We start from the raw sequence: 16,968 nt of genomic DNA, 5'->3' as shown, positions 1-16,968 counted from the left end.
TGGGAGAAGTGTGCTATCCAAGTTTCATTATGATCACTCTCTAAAGTAGAAAACGTCATATACTAAATTATATATTGATCAAAAAATAATATTTCCTTCTATTACTCAATACCAATCAATTTATGTGTTTGTAAACTTAGCTGCCATTTAGGTTTATTTGAACGTTGATTCAATTGACCAAGTAAAGTGATAGTCTCAAGTAAATTCATTTTCCCATCAATTTCACAAGGTGAAAGATAGTAATTCTTTGCTTTTATTTTTTGCTCGATCAATTCACAAAATGATGGCATATTACTGTCCATTACAATACGTACTTCATTTGCAAATGGAATGCAACGCTTTTCATACTTATGAGCATAAAGGCTCTTAGGACTCGTCGCAATATAATCTATTTGTGCAGGAATTGCTTTTAGACCATTGGTTTCAATTGCAAGAAAATAGCCATCTGATTTAAATTGCTCAAGTAAGTATTCAATTTTTGGTACAATTGTTGGCTCACCACCTGTGATGATAATATTCTTTGACGAAAATGACCGCACTTTTTCTAGAATTTGTGATACAGACCAGCGTTTAAAATTATTATAAGGTGTATCACACCAAGGACAGTCTAGATTGCATTTACCAAATCGTACAAAAACACTTGGCATTCCCGTATTGAAGCCCTCCCCTTGCAGACTTTCAAAAATTTCGACTATGTTAAAGTTCGGTTCAAAATCATGATATTTTTCCATCAACATTTACTCCTGATACTCGCAAAATGAAGTTGGGGTTTCCCATAAACGAATGGATGATATGGACAGTTGTTCATCATGTTTTAAACGATTAAAAATAAAACGAGCTATTTCTTCTGCCGTAGTTCTAAAGGGAACACCAAAAGTTTTTGAGTTTAACTTTTGCAATAGAGTGGCAATTTGGCTTTCTCGCTCATTGGTTTGATCATAAATAAAGGCGTGATCCATCGGATCTAAAATAACTTTTTTCACAATAGACTTTAGATCTGAAAAATCAATGACCATTGCTTTTTTTGCACCTGATTCATATAAGTCACCCGAAATTTCAACTTGTAATTTATATGTGTGTCCATGTAAATTTTGACATTTCCCATCATGTCCATCTAATAAATGTGCCATGTCAAAGCTAAATTCTTTGGAAATTTTAAACATTTTTTCTACCTTTTTGAGTCAAATATTTCTTTAGACCTTTATTGCGTAAAATACAGCTTGGGCATTTTCCGCATCCACCTTCGATGCCTTCATAGCAAGTGTGAGTATGTTTTTGTATATAATCTAATACGCCTAATTCATCAGCAAGTTGCCAAGTTTGGGCTTTAGTGAGATACATTAATGGTGTTTTGATATTGAATTGATAATCCATAGCTAAATTTAATGTGACATTCATTGACTTGATAAACACATCTCGGCAATCGGGATAACCGCTGAAATCTGTTTCACATACGCCAGTGATAATATCTTGAATGCCTTGGCCTTTCGCATAAATCGCAGCATAAAGTAAAAATAGGGCATTGCGACCATCAACAAAAGTGTTTGGCAATTCATTCTCTTTTTGCTCAATATGCGCCTGTTCATCCATTAATGCATTATGCGTGATAGCTTTTATAACAGATGTATCAATCAAGGTTTGTTTAATGCCGAGATCTTGCGTAATGGCGCGTGCCTTTTCTAACTCAATAGCATGACGCTGCCCATATTGAAAGGTAATGGCTTCTACGTTTTCTTTGCCGTATTCAGCAATAGCTTGGAATAAACAAGTCGTGGAGTCTTGTCCACCTGAAAAGATGACAATCGCTTTACGATCGTGGTTTGGATTGAAAATATTCATATTTTACCTAGTTTTTTATTGTAGGAGGTTTGCGAACTACGGGGGGTATTCTAGTGGGGAAGTTCTATTTTAGCAAGACAAGTGAAATATTTCGTTGGATGTGAAGTCGTTGTGCTACAATTCGCAGGTTTTTAATTTAGCAAAAAGGTTTACTTATGAAAAAATGGTTGTTGATTATCGCAGGCGCGTTGATTATTTCAGCTTGTGCAAATAAGGATGTGTATTTTAACGGTGCAGAAGGTTCGCATTCAGGTGTTAAATTTGATAAAGATTCTCGCCAATGGGGATTGAATCAATAAAAAAGTGCGGTTGATTTTTAACCGCACTTTCGTTTTTCTATTGGTAGAAATTATTCTACTTTCACAATCCAGCCTTCAGGTGCTTCAACATCACCGAATTGGATGCCTGTTAATTCATCGTAAAGACGACGGGTAACAGGGCCTACTTCAGTTTCTGAATAGAATACGTGGAATTTTCCGTTGTGTTGAATGCCACCCACTGGAGTAATCACCGCGGCTGTGCCACATGCACCCGCTTCTACGAATTGATCGAGTTGATCGATATACACATCGCCTTCAATAGCTTCCATACCTAAACGCTCTTTTGCGATATGTAAAAGAGAGTATTTAGTGATACTTGGTAAAATAGATTCTGATTTTGGTGTGATGAATTTATTGTCTTTTGTGATCCCAAAGAAGTTTGCCGCACCGACTTCTTCAATTTTGGTGTGAGTTTTTGGATCTAAATAGATTGCATCCGCAAATTTACGTTCTGGCGTACCTTGTTCTGCGGCTAATTCGTGTGGAAGTAAGCTTGCTGCGTAGTTCCCACCCACTTTCACACCACCAGTGCCCATTGGTGCAGCACGGTCATAATCAGTCGTGATAAAGTTTGATGGAGCCAAACCACCTTTGAAGTAAGCACCCACTGGGCAACAAAAAACAGAGAAAATAAACTCTGGTGCCGTTTTCACGCCGATATTTTCGCCCACGCCAATTAAGAATGGACGTAAGTATAAGGTTGCACCAGAGCCGTAAGGACCCAACCAATCTTGGTTAGCTTTAACCACTTCTTTACATGCACGCACGAATAATTCAGTTGGTACGCGTGGCATTAAAAGACGGTCTGCGGTACGTTGCATACGCTCTGCATTTGCTTGCGGGCGGAATAAGTTGATTGAACCATCTTTGCAACGGTAAGCCTTTAAGCCTTCAAAACATTGCTGACCGTAGTGAAGTGCGGTAGAACCTTCGTGAATATGTAATGTGTTATCTGTAGTGAGTTTTCCTTCGTCCCATTTGCCATCTTTCCAGTGAGCGATGAAGCGGTAATCTGTTTTAATATAACTAAAACCAAGGTTATTCCAGTCTAAGTCTTTCATTTTACTTCCTTAATATTATTTTTTGAATGAAATTTCGCTTAATCTACACCATTCCTGAAGTGATTTAAATAATAAATTCTCGAAATGATGCAATTTTTAGCCAACTAAAAAGGAATAATGAAATTTTGGAAACAGGGCAGGAAATAAAGATATAGTTATGCTAAAATCGGGATGAAAAAAACGCCACTCAATGAGAGCAGCGTTTAACCAAATCGGTTTAATAATATACAGGAAGTAAATGAGTAATAAATTGTTACTCAAGTTCGGTTTCCCGAACTATATGCAAACACAACATCATACTTAAGTCTGAAACTCATTAACTAGTAAGGAATTACCAATCATTAAGTATGGTTGTATTGTAAGGAAAAGGGTAGGAAAGGACAAGTGACGTTTTTTTATTTGAGGTATTAGAAAAACTAATTTGAAATAAATCTTGTCCATTATAGACGAAAATTTTATAAATGGAAATACTTATGTATAAACGTTTGCCACCATTGAATTCACTAAAATCTTTTGAGTCGGCTGCTCGTTATTTAAGTTTTACTAAAGCAGCAGATGAGCTTTGTGTTACACAGGCGGCGGTTAGTCATCAAATTAAATTATTAGAAGAATTTTTAGGGATTGAATTATTTAAGCGAAAGAATCGTTCTTTAGAATTAACGGAGCTTGGTAAAGCTTATTTTGTTGATATTAATAAAATTCTGCGTCGCTTAAATGAAGCAACAGAGCGATTGTTGATGTTAAAAGCAGATCCTCACTTAAACATTAGTGTGCCACAAACTTTTGGTATCCAATGGTTAGTGCCACATTTAAGTGAATTTAATCAGCTTTATCCGCAAATTGAGGTTCGTTTAACAGGCGTGGATCAAGATGAAGGTTTGTTAAATAAAGAAATTGATCTTGCTATTTATTATGGTTTGGGAAATTGGCAGAATCTTCAAGTAGATCGTCTTGGTGAAGAAAATTTATTGATTTTAGCCTCACCCGAATTGTTAGCCGAAAATCCAATTATTCAGCCTGAAGATTTAAAAAAACACACATTAATTCACATTCATACCTGTGATAATTGGCAAGCGATGGCAAATCATTTACAGTTAGATGATTTAAATATTCAGCAAGGACCGTTATTTAGCCATACATTTATGGCGTTACAAGCGGCTATTCACGGGCAAGGCATTGTATTAGCTAATCGCTTATTAGCCTTGCAAGAAATTGAAAATGGATCATTGCAAGCAGTGTTGCCGACTAATTTGCCTGATCCAAAATCATTTTATGTGGTCAATCATCTTGATCGCCTTGATGACCAAAAAATTCAAGCATTCCGTCAGTGGATTATTAACTCAATTAAACAAGAAGAAAATGAATAAACTCGCATTATATTGTCGCCCAGGTTTTGAGAAAGAAGTCGCCGCAGAGATCACCGATCAAGCAAGTCATTTAGGTGTATTTGGTTTTGCTCGAGTGCAAGATAATTCGGGCTATGTCATTTTTGAATGTTATCAACCTGATGAGGCAGATCGCCTTGCCCGAGACATTCCTTTTAACCGTTTGATTTTTGCTCGTCAGATGATGGTTATTTCCGATTTATTGGAAGATTTAGATCCCGCTGATCGTATTAGTCCCATCGTGGCGGCGTTTGAAGAATTATCACAACAAGTTAATTTTGCTCAATCTAGCGAGCTTTTTGTAGAAACTGCAGATACAAATGAAGCGAAGGAGCTTTCCACTTTTTGTCGTAAATTTACCGTGCCTTTACGTCAGGCATTGAAAAAACAAGGTTGGCTTTCGGCAAAGGCGAGTCAAAAGTGCGGTCAATTTTTACATTGTTTTTTTGTGAAACCGAATTGCTGTTATGTGGGATATTCTTATGTGGATAATCATTCCCCCCATTTTATGGGAATCCCTCGTTTAAAATTTCCTGCAGATGCGCCGAGTCGCTCCACGTTAAAACTAGAAGAAGCTATTTTGACTTTTATTCCGCGTAAAGAAGAGAATAAACGTTTAAATGAAAATATGATTGGCGTTGATTTAGGGGCTTGCCCTGGTGGTTGGACGTATCAATTAGTTAAACGCGGTTTATTTGTTTATGCGGTTGATCACGGAAAAATGGCGGCGAATTTGCATGATACGGGGCGCATTGAACATTGCGCGGAAGATGGTTTTAAATTTCAGCCCCAAAAAAGGAAAAAAGTGGATTGGTTAGTCTGTGATATGGTGGAACAACCAAGTCGTATTTCTTTATTGATTGGTAAATGGTTGTTGAATGCTTGGTGCCGAGAAACCATCTTCAATTTAAAATTACCCATGAAAAAACGTTATCAAGAAGTGATATTATGTTTAGAAAACTTGGCTGTTATGTTGGCGGATCAGAATTTAAATTTTGATATCCAAGCAAAACATTTATATCACGATCGTGAAGAAATCACGGTTCATATAGCATTAAAACCTTGAGTGAACTGTTTTCATAACCAAAAAGGACGTCGCGAATGAATTTACACGAATATCAAGCAAAACAACTATTTGAGCATTATGGATTACCCGTAAAAAATGGGGCAGTCTGTCAATCTGTTGATGAAGTAGATTTGGTACTGGCCCAACTTTCAGGCGATAAGTGGGCGGCGAAATGCCAAGTTCATGCGGGTGGGCGTGGTAAAGCGGGTGGCGTTAAATTAGTGCACGATGTAGAGGAAGCAAGATCTTTTGCAGAAAAATGGCTAGGACAACGTTTAGTCACTTTTCAAACGGATAAATTGGGTCAGCCAGTAAACCAGATTTATTTTGAAGAAACTTGCGATATTGATAAAGAATTTTACTTAAGTGCGGTTGTTGATCGTGCCTCTCAAAAAGTGGTGTTTATTGCTTCTCCTGCTGGTGGAATGAATATTGAAGAAGTCGCGCAAAATTCACCGCACTTACTCCATAAAGTAACCATTGATCCTTTATTTGGAGGATTGCCTTATCAAGGCCGTGAATTGGCGTTTAAATTAGGGTTAAGTGGTACGCAAAACAAACAGTTTACCGATATCTTTATGGGCTTATCTCGTTTGTTTTTAGAAAAAGATTTATCTTTAGTGGAAGTCAATCCACTTGTTCTCACTCAACAAGGCAATTTGGTTTGTCTCGATGCCAAAATATCTGTCGATGATAACGCTTTATTTCGCCATAAAGATTTATTGGCACTGCAAGATTTAACTCAAAATGATGCCCGTGAAGCAGAAGCTGAAAAATTCCAGTTAAACTATGTGGCTTTAGAGGGCGATATTGGTTGTATGGTAAATGGGGCTGGGCTTGCAATGGGCACCATGGATATTGTGAAACTCTATGGTGGGAAGCCTGCGAATTTTCTTGATGTGGGTGGTGGTGCAACGCAAGAGCGGGTTGCTGAAGCGTTCAAAATCATTTTAACCGATCCTTCCGTTAAAGTGATTTTAGTGAATATTTTTGGTGGCATTGTTCGTTGTGATTTGATTGCTGAAGGCGTGATTGCTGCAGTAAATGAAGTGGGCGTGAGAGTGCCTGTGGTTGTGCGATTAGAAGGAACGAATGCTGAAATCGGTCGTCAAATTTTAGTGGAAAGTGACGTTAATATTCTTACCGCACAGAGTTTACAACAAGCCGCAGAATTAGCCGTGAATGCAGCAAAAGGAGAACACTAATGGCGATTTTAATTGATAAAAATACCAAAGTGATTTGCCAAGGTTTTACTGGAGGGCAAGGGACTTTTCATTCCGAACAAGCATTAGCCTACGGAACGCAATTAGTTGGTGGCGTATCGCCAAATAAAGGTGGCAGTAGTCATCTTGGTTTGCCTGTATTTAATACAGTTCGTGAAGCCGTTGAAAATACAGGCGCAACAGCGACAGTCATTTATGTGCCAGCATCATTTTGTAAAGATGTCATAATTGAAGCCATTGATGCAGGGATTCAGTTAATTGTCTGTATTACTGAGGGTATTCCTACATTGGATATGCTTAAGGTAAAACAAAAATTAAATGAAACAGGCGTTGTGATGATTGGGCCAAATTGCCCAGGTGTGATTACGCCTGATGAATGTAAAATCGGCATTATGCCAGCTCACATACATAAAAAAGTAAAGTGGGGATTGTTTCTCGTTCTGGAACTTTAACTTATGAAGCGGTAAAACAAACTACAGATGAAGGCTTTGGACAATCGACTTGTGTGGGTATCGGGGGAGATCCTATTCTGGGTTCTAGTTTTATTGATATTCTCGAAAGATTTCAACAAGATCCCGAAACAGAAGCCATTGTGATGATTGGCGAGATTGGCGGATCTGCAGAGGAAGAAGCAGCAATCTTCATTAAAGATAATGTCACTAAACCAGTGGTTGCGTATATTGCGGGTATCACTGCGCCAAAAGGAAAACGGATGGGGCATGCGGGAGCCATTATTAGCGGCGGAAAAGGTACTGCAGTAGAAAAAATTGCAGCGTTAGAAGCCGCTGGTGTGATCTGTGTAAAAAGCCTCGCTGAAATTGGTGAAGCCTTGAGAAAGCTATTAAAATCATCTAAAAATTAACCGCACTTTAGTTTTCTAAAGCGTAGATTGACTTTCTACGCCTTTATTTTTATATGCTCGCCATTATAAAGTGAGTGCAAAACTGCTATAATCAGCGTACACTTTTTAAGGAAGAAACACATGAGCCAATTTTTCTATATCCACCATGAAAACCCACAAGTACGCTTGATTAATCAAGCCGTAGAGATTTTACAAAAAGGCGGTGTGATTGTGTATCCAACGGATTCGGGATATGCCTTGGGCTGTATGATGGGCGATAAACACGCAATGGATCGCATTGTAGCAATTCGTAAATTGCCTGAAGGACATAATTTTACCTTGGTGTGTAGCGATTTGTCGGAACTTTCAACTTATGCAAGGGTAAATAATACCGCTTATCGTTTGATTAAAAATAATACGCCAGGGCGTTATACTTTTATTCTTACGGCAACGAAAGAATTACCGCGTCGTTTAATGACATCAAAACGTAAAACCATTGGTTTACGCGTACCAGATAATAAAATTGCTTTAGATTTGCTTTCAGCCTTAGGTGAGCCGATTTTATCTTGTTCGTTAATGTTGCCAGGTGAAGAACATACCACGCAATCCGATCCTGAAGAAATTCGTGATCGTTTGGAACATCAAGTGGATTTAATTATTCATGGTGGATATTTAGGGCAAGAGCCTACAACAGTGGTAGATTTAACGGAAGAATCGCCAGTGATTTTACGCGAAGGAAGTGGAAGTACTGCTCCTTTTATTTAACTTATAGACGCTTGTGAAAGCGACCTTTCCATTATTCAAGGAAAACAATGAAACCTAGTCAAAAACAAACTCAAAGACAACCGCACTTTTCCAAAGATTCAGCAAAGAAACGTGATTTTTCAGCTAAAAATGATAGATGTTCGGTATCTCGTACTGCTCGCATAGAAACAGCAAATACGAAAAAAAGTGCGGTTAATTCTGATAACAAATTTTTATCTAAGCCAAAAGCGAAACCTATTGTAAAAGCCTCGAATCAACCTAAAGCAGAGGGCGAAAAATTACAGAAAGTTTTAGCGCGTGCGGGGCAAGGCTCTCGTCGTGAAATTGAAACGATGATTGCCGCAGGCCGAGTGAGCGTAGAGGGTAAAATTGCGACTTTAGGCGATCGTATTGACGTACATTCTGGCGTGAAAGTGCGTATTGATGGTCAAATCATTAATCTTAGCCACGCACAAAAAGAAATTTGCCGTGTATTAATGTATTACAAACCTGAAGGCGAACTTTGTACACGTAGCGACCCAAAAGGGCGCGCGACCGTGTTTGATCGTTTGCCGCGTTTAACAGGCTCTCGTTGGATTGCGGTGGGGCGTTTAGATATTAATACATCAGGTTTATTGCTTTTTACCACTGATGGTGAGCTGGCAAATCGTTTAATGCACCCAAGCCGTGAAGTTGAACGTGAATATTCTGTGCGTGTATTTGGTCAAGTTGATGATGCGATGTTAGCGCGTTTACGTAAAGGCGTTCAGCTTGAAGATGGTCCTGCTAATTTTAAAGAAATTAAATTTACAGGCGGTGTGGGGATTAACCAATGGTATGACATAACCTTGATGGAGGGACGTAACCGTGAGGTTCGTCGTTTGTGGGAATCCCAAGGGATTCAAGTTAGCCGCTTGATTCGTATTCGTTACGGAAATATCAAACTGATGAAAGGTTTGCCTCGTGGTGGCTGGGAAGAAATGGATCTTGAAAACGTCAATTATTTACGTGAATTGGTGGGATTACCTGCTGAGACTGAAACGAAATTAGATGTAAAACAGGCTAGTCGTCGTCCAAAATCTGGGCAAATTCGTAAAGCGGTAAAACGTTATTCGGAGATGAACAAACGTTATAAAAAATAAGGACTTTTTTATGAAAATGCATCAATTGCGTTATATCGTTGAGATTGTAAACCAAAATTTGAATGTCACAGAAGCGGCAAATGCACTTTACACATCACAGCCGGGTATCAGTAAACAAGTTCGCCTATTAGAAGATGAATTAGGTCTAGAAATTTTTGAGCGTCATGGCAAACATATAAAATCAATTACACCAGCAGGGAAAAAGATTATCTCAATTGCACGCGAGTTACTTGTTAAAGCGCAAGGTATCCGTGCCGTTGCCGATGAATATACTCGGCCAAATCACGGTGTATTACGTATTGCGACGACAAATACTCAGGCACGTTATATGCTGCCAAGCGTGATTGAACGTTTTTCTAAAAAATATCCTGATGTGAGCTTGCATATTCATCAAGGTTCGCCAACACAAATTCACGATGCTTTAATGTCAGGTGAAGTGGATTTGGCAATTACTACTGAAGCACCTTATTTATTTGATGATTTAGTTCAGATTCCATGCTATTGGTGGAATCGTGCTGTGATTGTTTCGCCAGAACATCCGCTTGCCAAAGTGAAAGAACTGACCATTGAGGAATTAGGCAAATACCCACTTGTGACTTACACGTTTGGTTTTACGGGTGTTTCTGATTTAGATTCCGCATTTAATAGTGCAGGCATTTTACCAAATATAGTTTTTACGGCTACCGATGCTGATGTTATTAAAACTTATGTGCGCTTGGGTTTAGGGGTGGGAATTATGGCATCTATGGCACATACGGCATTAGATGCGGATCTTGTGCTAATTGATGCAAGCCATTTGTTCCGCCCAAGTATGACGAATATTGCATTTAAACATAGCACGTTCTTACGTAATTATATGTACGATTTTATGGAATATTTTTCACCGCACTTAACTCGTAGTGTCGTAGAAAAAGCCGAGCGTTTGCGTGATAACAATTCAGTGAAAAAATTATTTGAAGGCATTGAATTGGAAACAAAATAACAAGGTATAAATGAAGTGCGGTTGAAATTTAATAAGAATTTTAACCGCACTTAAAAGATTAAAACAGATCGTGATATTTCACTAAATCCTTACGCTGAATAGCAAATACGCCTAGTCCGCCATTTTTAAGTTCTACCCATTCAAAGGGTACATCTGGATATTGCTCAATTAAGCTCACCATGCTATTGCCCACTTCACATACCAATACGCCATTTTCGCTTAAGTAATCTGGTGCTTGTTTTAAAATTTGTTTGGTAATGTTTAAACCATCATGGCCAGAACCTAAGGCTAACTCTGGTTCAAAATGGAATTCTTCCGGCATATCGGCGAGATCTTCTTCATCCACATAAGGTGGATTGGTCACGATAAGATCGTATTTTTGTCCCAAAATATTTTCAAATAAGTTTGATTGAATCGGGAATACGCGATGCTCTAATTGATGGCGTGAAATATTGATCTCCGCGACATTAAGTGCATCAACCGATAAATCTACCGCATCTACTTCCGCATTCGGGAAAGCATAAGCACAAGCAATGGCAATACAACCGCTGCCTGTGCATAGATCGAGAATATGATTTGGTTCTTGTGAAATTAAATCTTCAAAGCGATCTTGAATTAAAGCACTAATTGGAGAACGTGGAATAATGGTTCGTTCATCGACATAAAATTCGTGACCGCAGAACCAAGCACTATTTGTTAAATATGCCACAGGTACGCGTTGTTCGATTCGGGTTAATACAAGTTGAACTAAGGTTTCTTTTTCAGATGGGGTTAATCGACTGTTAAATAATTCGGTAGGTAAATCAATGGGTAAATGTAAGCTACTTAAAACAAGTTGCAGGCTTTCATCCCAAGGATTATCGTGCCCTTGCCCGAAGTAAATATCAGAGCGATTGAGAATGCTATACGTCCAACGCAGAAAATCTTGGATGGTTTGCAGTTCGTTTGCAAGATTATCTTTCAAGATAGTTGCAACTAATTCTTGGTTATGTGAAGTTTCCATCGCATTTCTCCATAAAAGTGAGTAGAAAAGTTAGCATAAAATTCGGTATGAAAATTTGGCGTAGTTATACCACAGATGAGAATGTAGAACTATGATATGATACGCAAAATTTGAAAATTAATGAGAAAAAAATGCAAGACGAATTTGATTTATTCCGCGCGGAAACCAAAGGCATTAAGCCAATTAAACAAGATACTTTTGTTGCCCCCCGCCAAAAACGTGATCAGAAAAAAATAGAATTGAAAGAATTACGAGTGAAAGAAGATACATTGTTCTATTTTTCTGATGAATATGAGCCATTACTTAATGACAATGATGGTGTTGTGAAATATTTACGTGATGGGGAAGATTCCCATTTATTAAAACAACTTCGTCGTGGAGATTTTTCGCCAGAATTGTTTTTAGATTTACACGGTTTAACCCGTGAACAAGCTAAGCAAGAATTAGCCGCACTTTTACTGGCTTGTGAAAATGAGCATGTAGATTGTGCCAACATTATGACGGGCTATGGCACCTTTACATTGAAAAAACAAATTCCACGTTGGCTAGTACAACATCCTAAAGTGCGGGCATTACATCAAGCACCAAGGGAATGGGGCGGTGAAGCCGCAATTTTGATTTTGGTCGATTTGTAAAAAAACGTTATAAAAAATACCGCACTTTTATTGCCTAGGGCAAAGTGCGGTATTTTCTTTTATATTTTTACTTGAATTATTGTGTTGCTTGAATTGCGGTTAAGGCAATTGTGTACACAATATCATCAACTAAGGCACCACGAGATAAGTCATTGACTGGTTTGCGCATACCTTGAAGCATTGGGCCAATAGACACTAAATCTGCAGAACGTTGTACTGCTTTGTAAGTCGTGTTACCAGTATTTAAGTCAGGGAATACAAATACCGTTGCTTTACCTGCTACAGGTGAATTTGGTGCTTTAGAGCGAGCCACATCTTCCATCACAGCCGCATCGTATTGTAATGGGCCATCGATTAATAAATCAGGGCGTTTTTCTTTCGCAATACGAGTTGCTTCTTTCACTTTTTCTACATCAGCACCGCTACCAGATGTACCTGTTGAGTAAGAAATCATCGCGACTTTTGGATCAATACCAAATGCTTTCGCAGAATCCGCAGATTGAATTGCAATTTCAGCAAGTTGTTCTGCAGTTGGATCTGGGTTTACCGCACAGTCACCATAAACAAGCACTTGATCTGGTAATAACATAAAGAAGATAGAAGAAACAATCGAACTACCTGGTGCAGTTTTGATGATTTGCATTGGTGGGCGAATGGTGTTTGCAGTGGTGTGGACAGCGCCAGATACTAAACCATCTACTTCATTTGCTTCTAACATCATGGTACCAAGTACTACGGTGTCTTCTAATTGTTCACGAGCCGCAGTTTCGGTCATACCTTTTGCTTTACGTAATTCAACTAAACGATCAACATAGTTTTCACGAACGTCAGCAGGATTGATGATTGTAATACCTTTACCTAATTTAACACCTTGTGCTTCTGCAACTCGTTGAACGGATGCAGGATCTGCTAAAAGCACACATTCCGCAATGCCACGTTCTGCACAAAGTACGGCAGCTTTGATTGTACGAGGTTCATCGCCTTCAGGAAGCACAATACGTTTTTTCGCCGCACGAGCAAGTTCAGTTAATTGGAAACGGAATGCAGGTGGGGATAAGCGAGGTAAACGGCTGGAATCTGCAACTAAATTATTGATAAAGTCAGCATTAAAGTGTTGGCTAATGTATTGTTTAATATTTTCAATACGTTCTTTGTCATCAACAGGCACTTCAAGATTAAAACTTTGTAAACTTAATGCAGTTTGCCAAGTATTGCCTTCAATACGGAAGATCGGTAATTTCGCTTTTTCAAAAGTTGGACGGCAAAGTTTATTAATTTGAGCATCAATTTTGTAGCCGCCTGTTAATAGAATACCGCCGATTTCAATACCGTTTGCAGCAGCAAGTGAAGCAGCAACAATTACATCAGGACGGTCAGCAGAGGCAACCAATAAGCTACCTGCGCGGAAATGTTCTATCATATTTGATAAACTTCTTGCACAGAAAGTGATGCCACGGATACGGCGATTGATTTCTCCTTCATTAATGATTGATGCACCTAAATGTTTGACTAAGTCAATTGCTCGTGTCGCGATTAAATTTGCATTCCAAGGCACACAAGCTAATAACTTGATGGCACTACCTGCAAATAACTTGTTTACTTCTGTTTCGCTAATATGATTGTGTTGGAATGAATCAAAAATTTCAGCAAGATCTGGACGAGTACGATCTGATTCATCAACAGGTGCATTGAATTTGTTTACAACAACACCTAAAAGATTTGGATTGTTTTTACCACCAAATAGAGAGGCTGCAGCTTCTACGCGATCTTTTAATTCGGTTGGCGTTTCAGTTGCAGGTGCTGCAACTAATACGATTTCCGCATCTAATGCTTGTGCAATTTCATAGTTGATACTGTTTGCGTAACCGTGTTTTCTTGTGGGTATTAAACCTTCAACTACAACGATATCATTATTTTTGGTTAATTGTTGGTGGTTAGCTACAATTTTTTCTAACAATACGTCAGACTGATTTTGACCAATTAATGATTCTGCCACGCTTAACATAAAAGGTTCGGCAGTTTCAAGGCTAGTGCTAGTGCGAATAATAGAAGTTGTGCGATCCAATTTATCTTCGCCAGTGCTTGGTTGAGAAACTGGTTTCATAAAAGCAACTTTTGTGCCTTTTTGTTCGAGAGAGTGGATTAATCCAAGACTAATGCTAGTTAAACCCACGCCTGTACTTACAGGGATAAGAATAATCGTGCGAGACATAGTTAAACCTTAATATGTATATATTATAAATAAAAACTGCCGAAAAATTCGGCAGCTTGTTGTTAAATTAGAAACAAATTTTTGCGGTATCTTGTGCGATAACCAATTCTTCGTTAGTTGGAAGAACAATTGCTTTAAATGCGGAATCATCAGTGGTGATTACACCATCTTTACCAAAACGTGTGGCAAGATTTCGTTCGTGATCGATTTTAATGCCAAATAATTTTAAGTGATTTAAGGCTAATTCACGAACGTGCGCTGAGTTTTCGCCAATACCACCAGTGAATGCAATTGCATCTAAGTGATCATCGCCCAACACAGCCATATAAGCACCAATGTATTTCGCTAAACGATAGCTATAAACATTTAAAGCACGTCTTGTTTCTGGTTTAGATTCATCATCGTAGTTATCTTCAGCATAACGGCAGTCGCTTGTTACTTCAGTTAAACCTAAAAGACCTGATTTTTTCACTAAAGTCTCTTCGATTTGATCCATAGACATACCTAGTGTTTTGTATAGGTAGAATACGATTGCAGGGTCAATATCGCCACAACGCGTACCCATTACTAAACCTTCTAGCGGAGTTAAGCCCATTGAAGTATCAATACATTGACCGTTACGCACAACAGAAACAGAACCACCATTACCTAAGTGACAAATAATAGCATTTACTTGATCTGCAGGTTTGCCTACATATTTAGCGACTTCACGAGAAACGAAGTAGTGACTTGTGCCGTGTGCACCATAGCGACGTACGCCGTGCTCTTTATATAAAGAGTATGGAAGGGCATAAAGGAAGGCTTCTTCAGGCATAGTTTGGTGGAATGCTGTATCAAAAACTACCACGTTTTTATCTTTTAAGTGTGGGAATGCCTTGAATGCTTCGCGAATACCAATTAAGTGAGCAGGGTTGTGAAGTGGCGCAAATTGTGCAGCATCTTCAATTCCTTTAACAACTTCATCTGTTACGATGACAGATTGAGTGTATTTTTCGCCACCGTGAACGATACGATGACCAATTGCCGCGATAGAATTTTTAAGCTCATCATTCAGAATGTTAGATGCGATAAAATTAAGCGCTTCAGTATGCGCTGCACCTGCGCCTAAATCTGCGTTACCTTTCTCTCCATTGAGTTTCCATTTGATACGTGCTTCAGGTAAGAAAAATGCTTCGGCTAAGCCAGATAATTTTTCTTCCCCTGTTGCTGGATCAAGAATTGCAAATTTGAGTGAAGAACTACCACAGTTAAGGATAAGAACAAGTTTTGACATAGGAACCCTATATTTGATTGAGGTTAATAGAAATCCATCATCTAAGATGGTTTGAAAAATCAGACATAGAATACACCTTTTGATGAATAAAATAAATTCATCGGTAAGGAAAAAATACAAACTTTATCGTATTTTTTGAAAAATTAAATTATTTTTACTAAAAATAGACTTAAAATAGCGTATGATAAGTGCGGTCAATTTTTGAGGTGTTTTTATGGCATTTTTTTCCATTTTTAAACAGGGGCAAATTTATCTTAATACTTGGCCGCTGGAGGCGAAGTTAGGCATTATTTTCCCTGAAAACCGTATTATGAAAGCCACGAGTTTTGCACAAAAATTTATGCCTTTTGTTGCTGTGTTTGCAATTCTATGGCAGCAGTTTTATGCAAAAAATGATTTGATGGCATTTTCTATCGCAATTTTGACCGCACTTTTTGCCTTGCTTATTCCTTTTCAAGGTCTTTATTGGCTTGGTAAGCGTGCCAATACGCCGTTAGAAAATCAAAGTGCGGTATGGTTTTATGATATTTGCGAACGTTTAAAACAACTACATGAACCCTTGCCTTTTGTGCAAGAAAAACCGACATATCAACATTTAGCGGAAGTCTTAAAGAAAGCTCAAAGTAAATTGGAACGTGCTTTTTGGCAGGAAATTTAGTTTACGCAAACGTTTTCTTTTTGGCTTTATTTTTGTAGAATAGCTCGGTCGTTTTAAACGGCCGTTTTTCATTGAGAGATTTTTTAATGATTGATTACATTATTATTGGCATTATCGCTTTTTCCATTCTTGTTAGTTTATTACGCGGTTTTGTTCGCGAAGTGCTTTCACTCGGTAGCTGGGTTGTGGCATTTATCGTAGCAAGCCAGTTCTATCCTTATCTTGCCACTTATCTTACACAAATTGAATCAATGTATGTGCGTAATGGAACCGCAATCGCCATTTTGTTTGTTCTGACTTTAATTGTGGGTGCCATAGTAAATTATGTGATTAGTCAATTAGTGGATAAAACTGGTTTAAGCGGCACTGATCGCGTATTAGGTGCAGCTTTCGGTTTAGTGCGTGGTGCGTTGATTGTCGCCGCGTTGTTATTTTTTATGGATACTTTTACCAATTTTGAACAAACCGATTGGTGGAAAGAATCTCAATTAATACCGCACTTTGGTTTTATTATTGAATGGTTCTTTCAACAGCTTCAGGCGAGTTCAAGTTTTTTAACTCCAACGCTTAATCAATAAGGAACA

At 38.4% G+C, this 16,968-nt stretch carries 17 protein-coding genes, 1 pseudogene and 1 riboswitch; of the genes and pseudogenes, 11 read left to right on the top strand and 7 right to left on the bottom strand.

The genetic code is table 11. The annotated features are described in order from the left end of the window. Positions 1–101 precede the first annotated feature (101 nt). Genes HMPREF2813_RS03395 through queC form a run of 3 tightly spaced genes read right to left on the bottom strand, consistent with a single transcriptional unit; the run spans position 102 to position 1,839 of the window. Positions 102–737: a 7-carboxy-7-deazaguanine synthase QueE gene (locus HMPREF2813_RS03395; protein ID WP_005686506.1), complete on the bottom strand. Its 636-nt coding sequence runs from the start codon at positions 735–737 to the stop codon at positions 102–104. Then, entirely contained in the window at positions 738–1,163 is a 426-nt protein-coding gene (queD, locus tag HMPREF2813_RS03390) for a 6-carboxytetrahydropterin synthase QueD (RefSeq protein WP_005647466.1), read from the bottom strand. Then, positions 1,156–1,839, bottom strand: coding sequence for a 7-cyano-7-deazaguanine synthase QueC (gene queC, locus HMPREF2813_RS03385; protein WP_005660434.1), 684 nt, complete (start codon positions 1,837–1,839; stop codon positions 1,156–1,158). The genes queD and queC overlap by 8 nt, the downstream gene beginning before the upstream one ends. 1 nt (position 1,840) lies before the next feature. Continuing rightward, a riboswitch (PreQ1 riboswitch) is annotated at positions 1,841–1,885 on the bottom strand. A gap of 109 nt (positions 1,886–1,994) precedes the next feature. Here queC and HMPREF2813_RS03380 point away from each other — a divergent pair. Beyond that, positions 1,995–2,138 carry a hypothetical protein gene (locus tag HMPREF2813_RS03380; protein WP_005634891.1) on the top strand — a complete coding sequence of 48 codons (144 nt, stop codon included), beginning with the start codon at positions 1,995–1,997 and terminating at the stop codon, positions 2,136–2,138. Positions 2,139–2,188: 50 nt separating this feature from the next. On the opposite strand, the gene ilvE is transcribed toward HMPREF2813_RS03380, so the two are convergent. Continuing rightward, the gene (gene ilvE, locus HMPREF2813_RS03375; protein ID WP_005663807.1) at positions 2,189–3,220 is read right to left on the bottom strand and encodes a branched-chain-amino-acid transaminase; all 1,032 of its coding nucleotides are present in this window, start codon (positions 3,218–3,220) and stop codon (positions 2,189–2,191) included. A gap of 473 nt (positions 3,221–3,693) precedes the next feature. Here ilvE and HMPREF2813_RS03370 point away from each other — a divergent pair, with 473 nt between their 5' ends. The 7 genes and pseudogenes from HMPREF2813_RS03370 to cysB all read left to right on the top strand — a co-directional run bounded on the left by HMPREF2813_RS03370 (position 3,694) and on the right by cysB (position 10,603). After that, positions 3,694–4,587 (top strand): transcriptional regulator GcvA, encoded by an 894-nt coding sequence (locus HMPREF2813_RS03370; protein ID WP_005663805.1) that lies wholly within the window; start codon positions 3,694–3,696, stop codon positions 4,585–4,587. After that, entirely contained in the window at positions 4,580–5,671 is a 1,092-nt protein-coding gene (gene rlmM, locus HMPREF2813_RS03365) for a 23S rRNA (cytidine(2498)-2'-O)-methyltransferase RlmM (protein WP_014550900.1), read from the top strand. The genes HMPREF2813_RS03370 and rlmM overlap by 8 nt, the downstream gene beginning before the upstream one ends. Before the next feature lie 35 nt (positions 5,672–5,706). After that, positions 5,707–6,876, top strand: coding sequence for an ADP-forming succinate--CoA ligase subunit beta (gene sucC, locus HMPREF2813_RS03360; RefSeq protein ID WP_014550899.1), 1,170 nt, complete (start codon positions 5,707–5,709; stop codon positions 6,874–6,876). Continuing rightward, a pseudogene (gene sucD / locus HMPREF2813_RS03355) lies at positions 6,876–7,756 on the top strand (succinate--CoA ligase subunit alpha). Before sucC ends, sucD begins: the two are co-directional and overlap by 1 nt. Before the next feature lie 120 nt (positions 7,757–7,876). After that, positions 7,877–8,500 carry an L-threonylcarbamoyladenylate synthase gene (locus HMPREF2813_RS03350; protein ID WP_005670615.1) on the top strand — a complete coding sequence of 208 codons (624 nt, stop codon included), beginning with the start codon at positions 7,877–7,879 and terminating at the stop codon, positions 8,498–8,500. A 47-nt stretch (positions 8,501–8,547) separates the two neighbouring features. Next, a complete protein-coding gene (rluB, locus tag HMPREF2813_RS03345) occupies positions 8,548–9,621 on the top strand; it encodes a 23S rRNA pseudouridine(2605) synthase RluB (RefSeq protein WP_014550898.1) in 1,074 nt (357 codons plus the stop codon). 10 nt (positions 9,622–9,631) lie between these two features. Then, positions 9,632–10,603 (top strand): HTH-type transcriptional regulator CysB, encoded by a 972-nt coding sequence (gene cysB, locus HMPREF2813_RS03340; protein WP_005663792.1) that lies wholly within the window; start codon positions 9,632–9,634, stop codon positions 10,601–10,603. A 58-nt stretch (positions 10,604–10,661) separates the two neighbouring features. Here cysB and prmB read toward each other — a convergent pair whose 3' ends face one another. Continuing rightward, a complete protein-coding gene (gene prmB, locus HMPREF2813_RS03335) occupies positions 10,662–11,606 on the bottom strand; it encodes a 50S ribosomal protein L3 N(5)-glutamine methyltransferase (RefSeq protein WP_014550897.1) in 945 nt (314 codons plus the stop codon). Between the two features lie 131 nt (positions 11,607–11,737). Between prmB and smrB the strand changes: the two genes are divergently transcribed. After that, complete coding sequence (smrB, locus tag HMPREF2813_RS03330; protein WP_005653710.1) at positions 11,738–12,241, top strand: endonuclease SmrB; 504 nt, start codon at positions 11,738–11,740, stop codon at positions 12,239–12,241. A gap of 76 nt (positions 12,242–12,317) precedes the next feature. Here smrB and pta read toward each other — a convergent pair whose 3' ends face one another. Beyond that, a complete protein-coding gene (gene pta, locus HMPREF2813_RS03325; RefSeq protein WP_014550895.1) occupies positions 12,318–14,453 on the bottom strand; it encodes a phosphate acetyltransferase in 2,136 nt (711 codons plus the stop codon). Positions 14,454–14,520: 67 nt separating this feature from the next. Further along, entirely contained in the window at positions 14,521–15,726 is a 1,206-nt protein-coding gene (locus tag HMPREF2813_RS03320; RefSeq protein ID WP_014550894.1) for an acetate kinase, read from the bottom strand. A 214-nt stretch (positions 15,727–15,940) separates the two neighbouring features. Between HMPREF2813_RS03320 and yfbV the strand changes: the two genes are divergently transcribed. After that, a complete protein-coding gene (yfbV, locus tag HMPREF2813_RS03315; RefSeq protein WP_005694240.1) occupies positions 15,941–16,384 on the top strand; it encodes a terminus macrodomain insulation protein YfbV in 444 nt (147 codons plus the stop codon). Positions 16,385–16,470: 86 nt separating this feature from the next. Next, the gene (locus HMPREF2813_RS03310; RefSeq protein ID WP_014550893.1) at positions 16,471–16,962 is read left to right on the top strand and encodes a CvpA family protein; all 492 of its coding nucleotides are present in this window, start codon (positions 16,471–16,473) and stop codon (positions 16,960–16,962) included. Positions 16,963–16,968 lie beyond the last annotated feature (6 nt).

Origin of the sequence: Haemophilus sp. HMSC066A11 (assembly GCF_001811665.1) — a bacterium.
GTDB lineage: Bacteria > Pseudomonadota > Gammaproteobacteria > Enterobacterales > Pasteurellaceae > Haemophilus > Haemophilus influenzae.
The sequence above is the reverse complement of the archived record's forward strand: the minus strand, read 5'-3'. Positions and strand labels throughout refer to the sequence as shown.

Excerpts from the sequence above, each read along its gene's own strand:
- HMPREF2813_RS03395 (WP_005686506.1), bottom strand. The coding sequence starts at position 737 with ATGTTGATGGAAAAATATCATGATTTTGAACCGAACTTTAACATAGTC.
- queD (WP_005647466.1), bottom strand. The coding sequence starts at position 1,163 with ATGTTTAAAATTTCCAAAGAATTTAGCTTTGACATGGCACATTTATTA.
- queC (WP_005660434.1), bottom strand. The coding sequence starts at position 1,839 with ATGAATATTTTCAATCCAAACCACGATCGTAAAGCGATTGTCATCTTT.
- HMPREF2813_RS03380 (WP_005634891.1), top strand. The coding sequence starts at position 1,995 with ATGAAAAAATGGTTGTTGATTATCGCAGGCGCGTTGATTATTTCAGCT.
- ilvE (WP_005663807.1), bottom strand. The coding sequence starts at position 3,220 with ATGAAAGACTTAGACTGGAATAACCTTGGTTTTAGTTATATTAAAACA.
- HMPREF2813_RS03370 (WP_005663805.1), top strand. The coding sequence starts at position 3,694 with ATGTATAAACGTTTGCCACCATTGAATTCACTAAAATCTTTTGAGTCG.
- rlmM (WP_014550900.1), top strand. The coding sequence starts at position 4,580 with ATGAATAAACTCGCATTATATTGTCGCCCAGGTTTTGAGAAAGAAGTC.
- sucC (WP_014550899.1), top strand. The coding sequence starts at position 5,707 with ATGAATTTACACGAATATCAAGCAAAACAACTATTTGAGCATTATGGA.
- HMPREF2813_RS03350 (WP_005670615.1), top strand. The coding sequence starts at position 7,877 with ATGAGCCAATTTTTCTATATCCACCATGAAAACCCACAAGTACGCTTG.
- rluB (WP_014550898.1), top strand. The coding sequence starts at position 8,548 with ATGAAACCTAGTCAAAAACAAACTCAAAGACAACCGCACTTTTCCAAA.
- cysB (WP_005663792.1), top strand. The coding sequence starts at position 9,632 with ATGAAAATGCATCAATTGCGTTATATCGTTGAGATTGTAAACCAAAAT.
- prmB (WP_014550897.1), bottom strand. The coding sequence starts at position 11,606 with ATGGAAACTTCACATAACCAAGAATTAGTTGCAACTATCTTGAAAGAT.
- smrB (WP_005653710.1), top strand. The coding sequence starts at position 11,738 with ATGCAAGACGAATTTGATTTATTCCGCGCGGAAACCAAAGGCATTAAG.
- pta (WP_014550895.1), bottom strand. The coding sequence starts at position 14,453 with ATGTCTCGCACGATTATTCTTATCCCTGTAAGTACAGGCGTGGGTTTA.
- HMPREF2813_RS03320 (WP_014550894.1), bottom strand. The coding sequence starts at position 15,726 with ATGTCAAAACTTGTTCTTATCCTTAACTGTGGTAGTTCTTCACTCAAA.
- yfbV (WP_005694240.1), top strand. The coding sequence starts at position 15,941 with ATGGCATTTTTTTCCATTTTTAAACAGGGGCAAATTTATCTTAATACT.
- HMPREF2813_RS03310 (WP_014550893.1), top strand. The coding sequence starts at position 16,471 with ATGATTGATTACATTATTATTGGCATTATCGCTTTTTCCATTCTTGTT.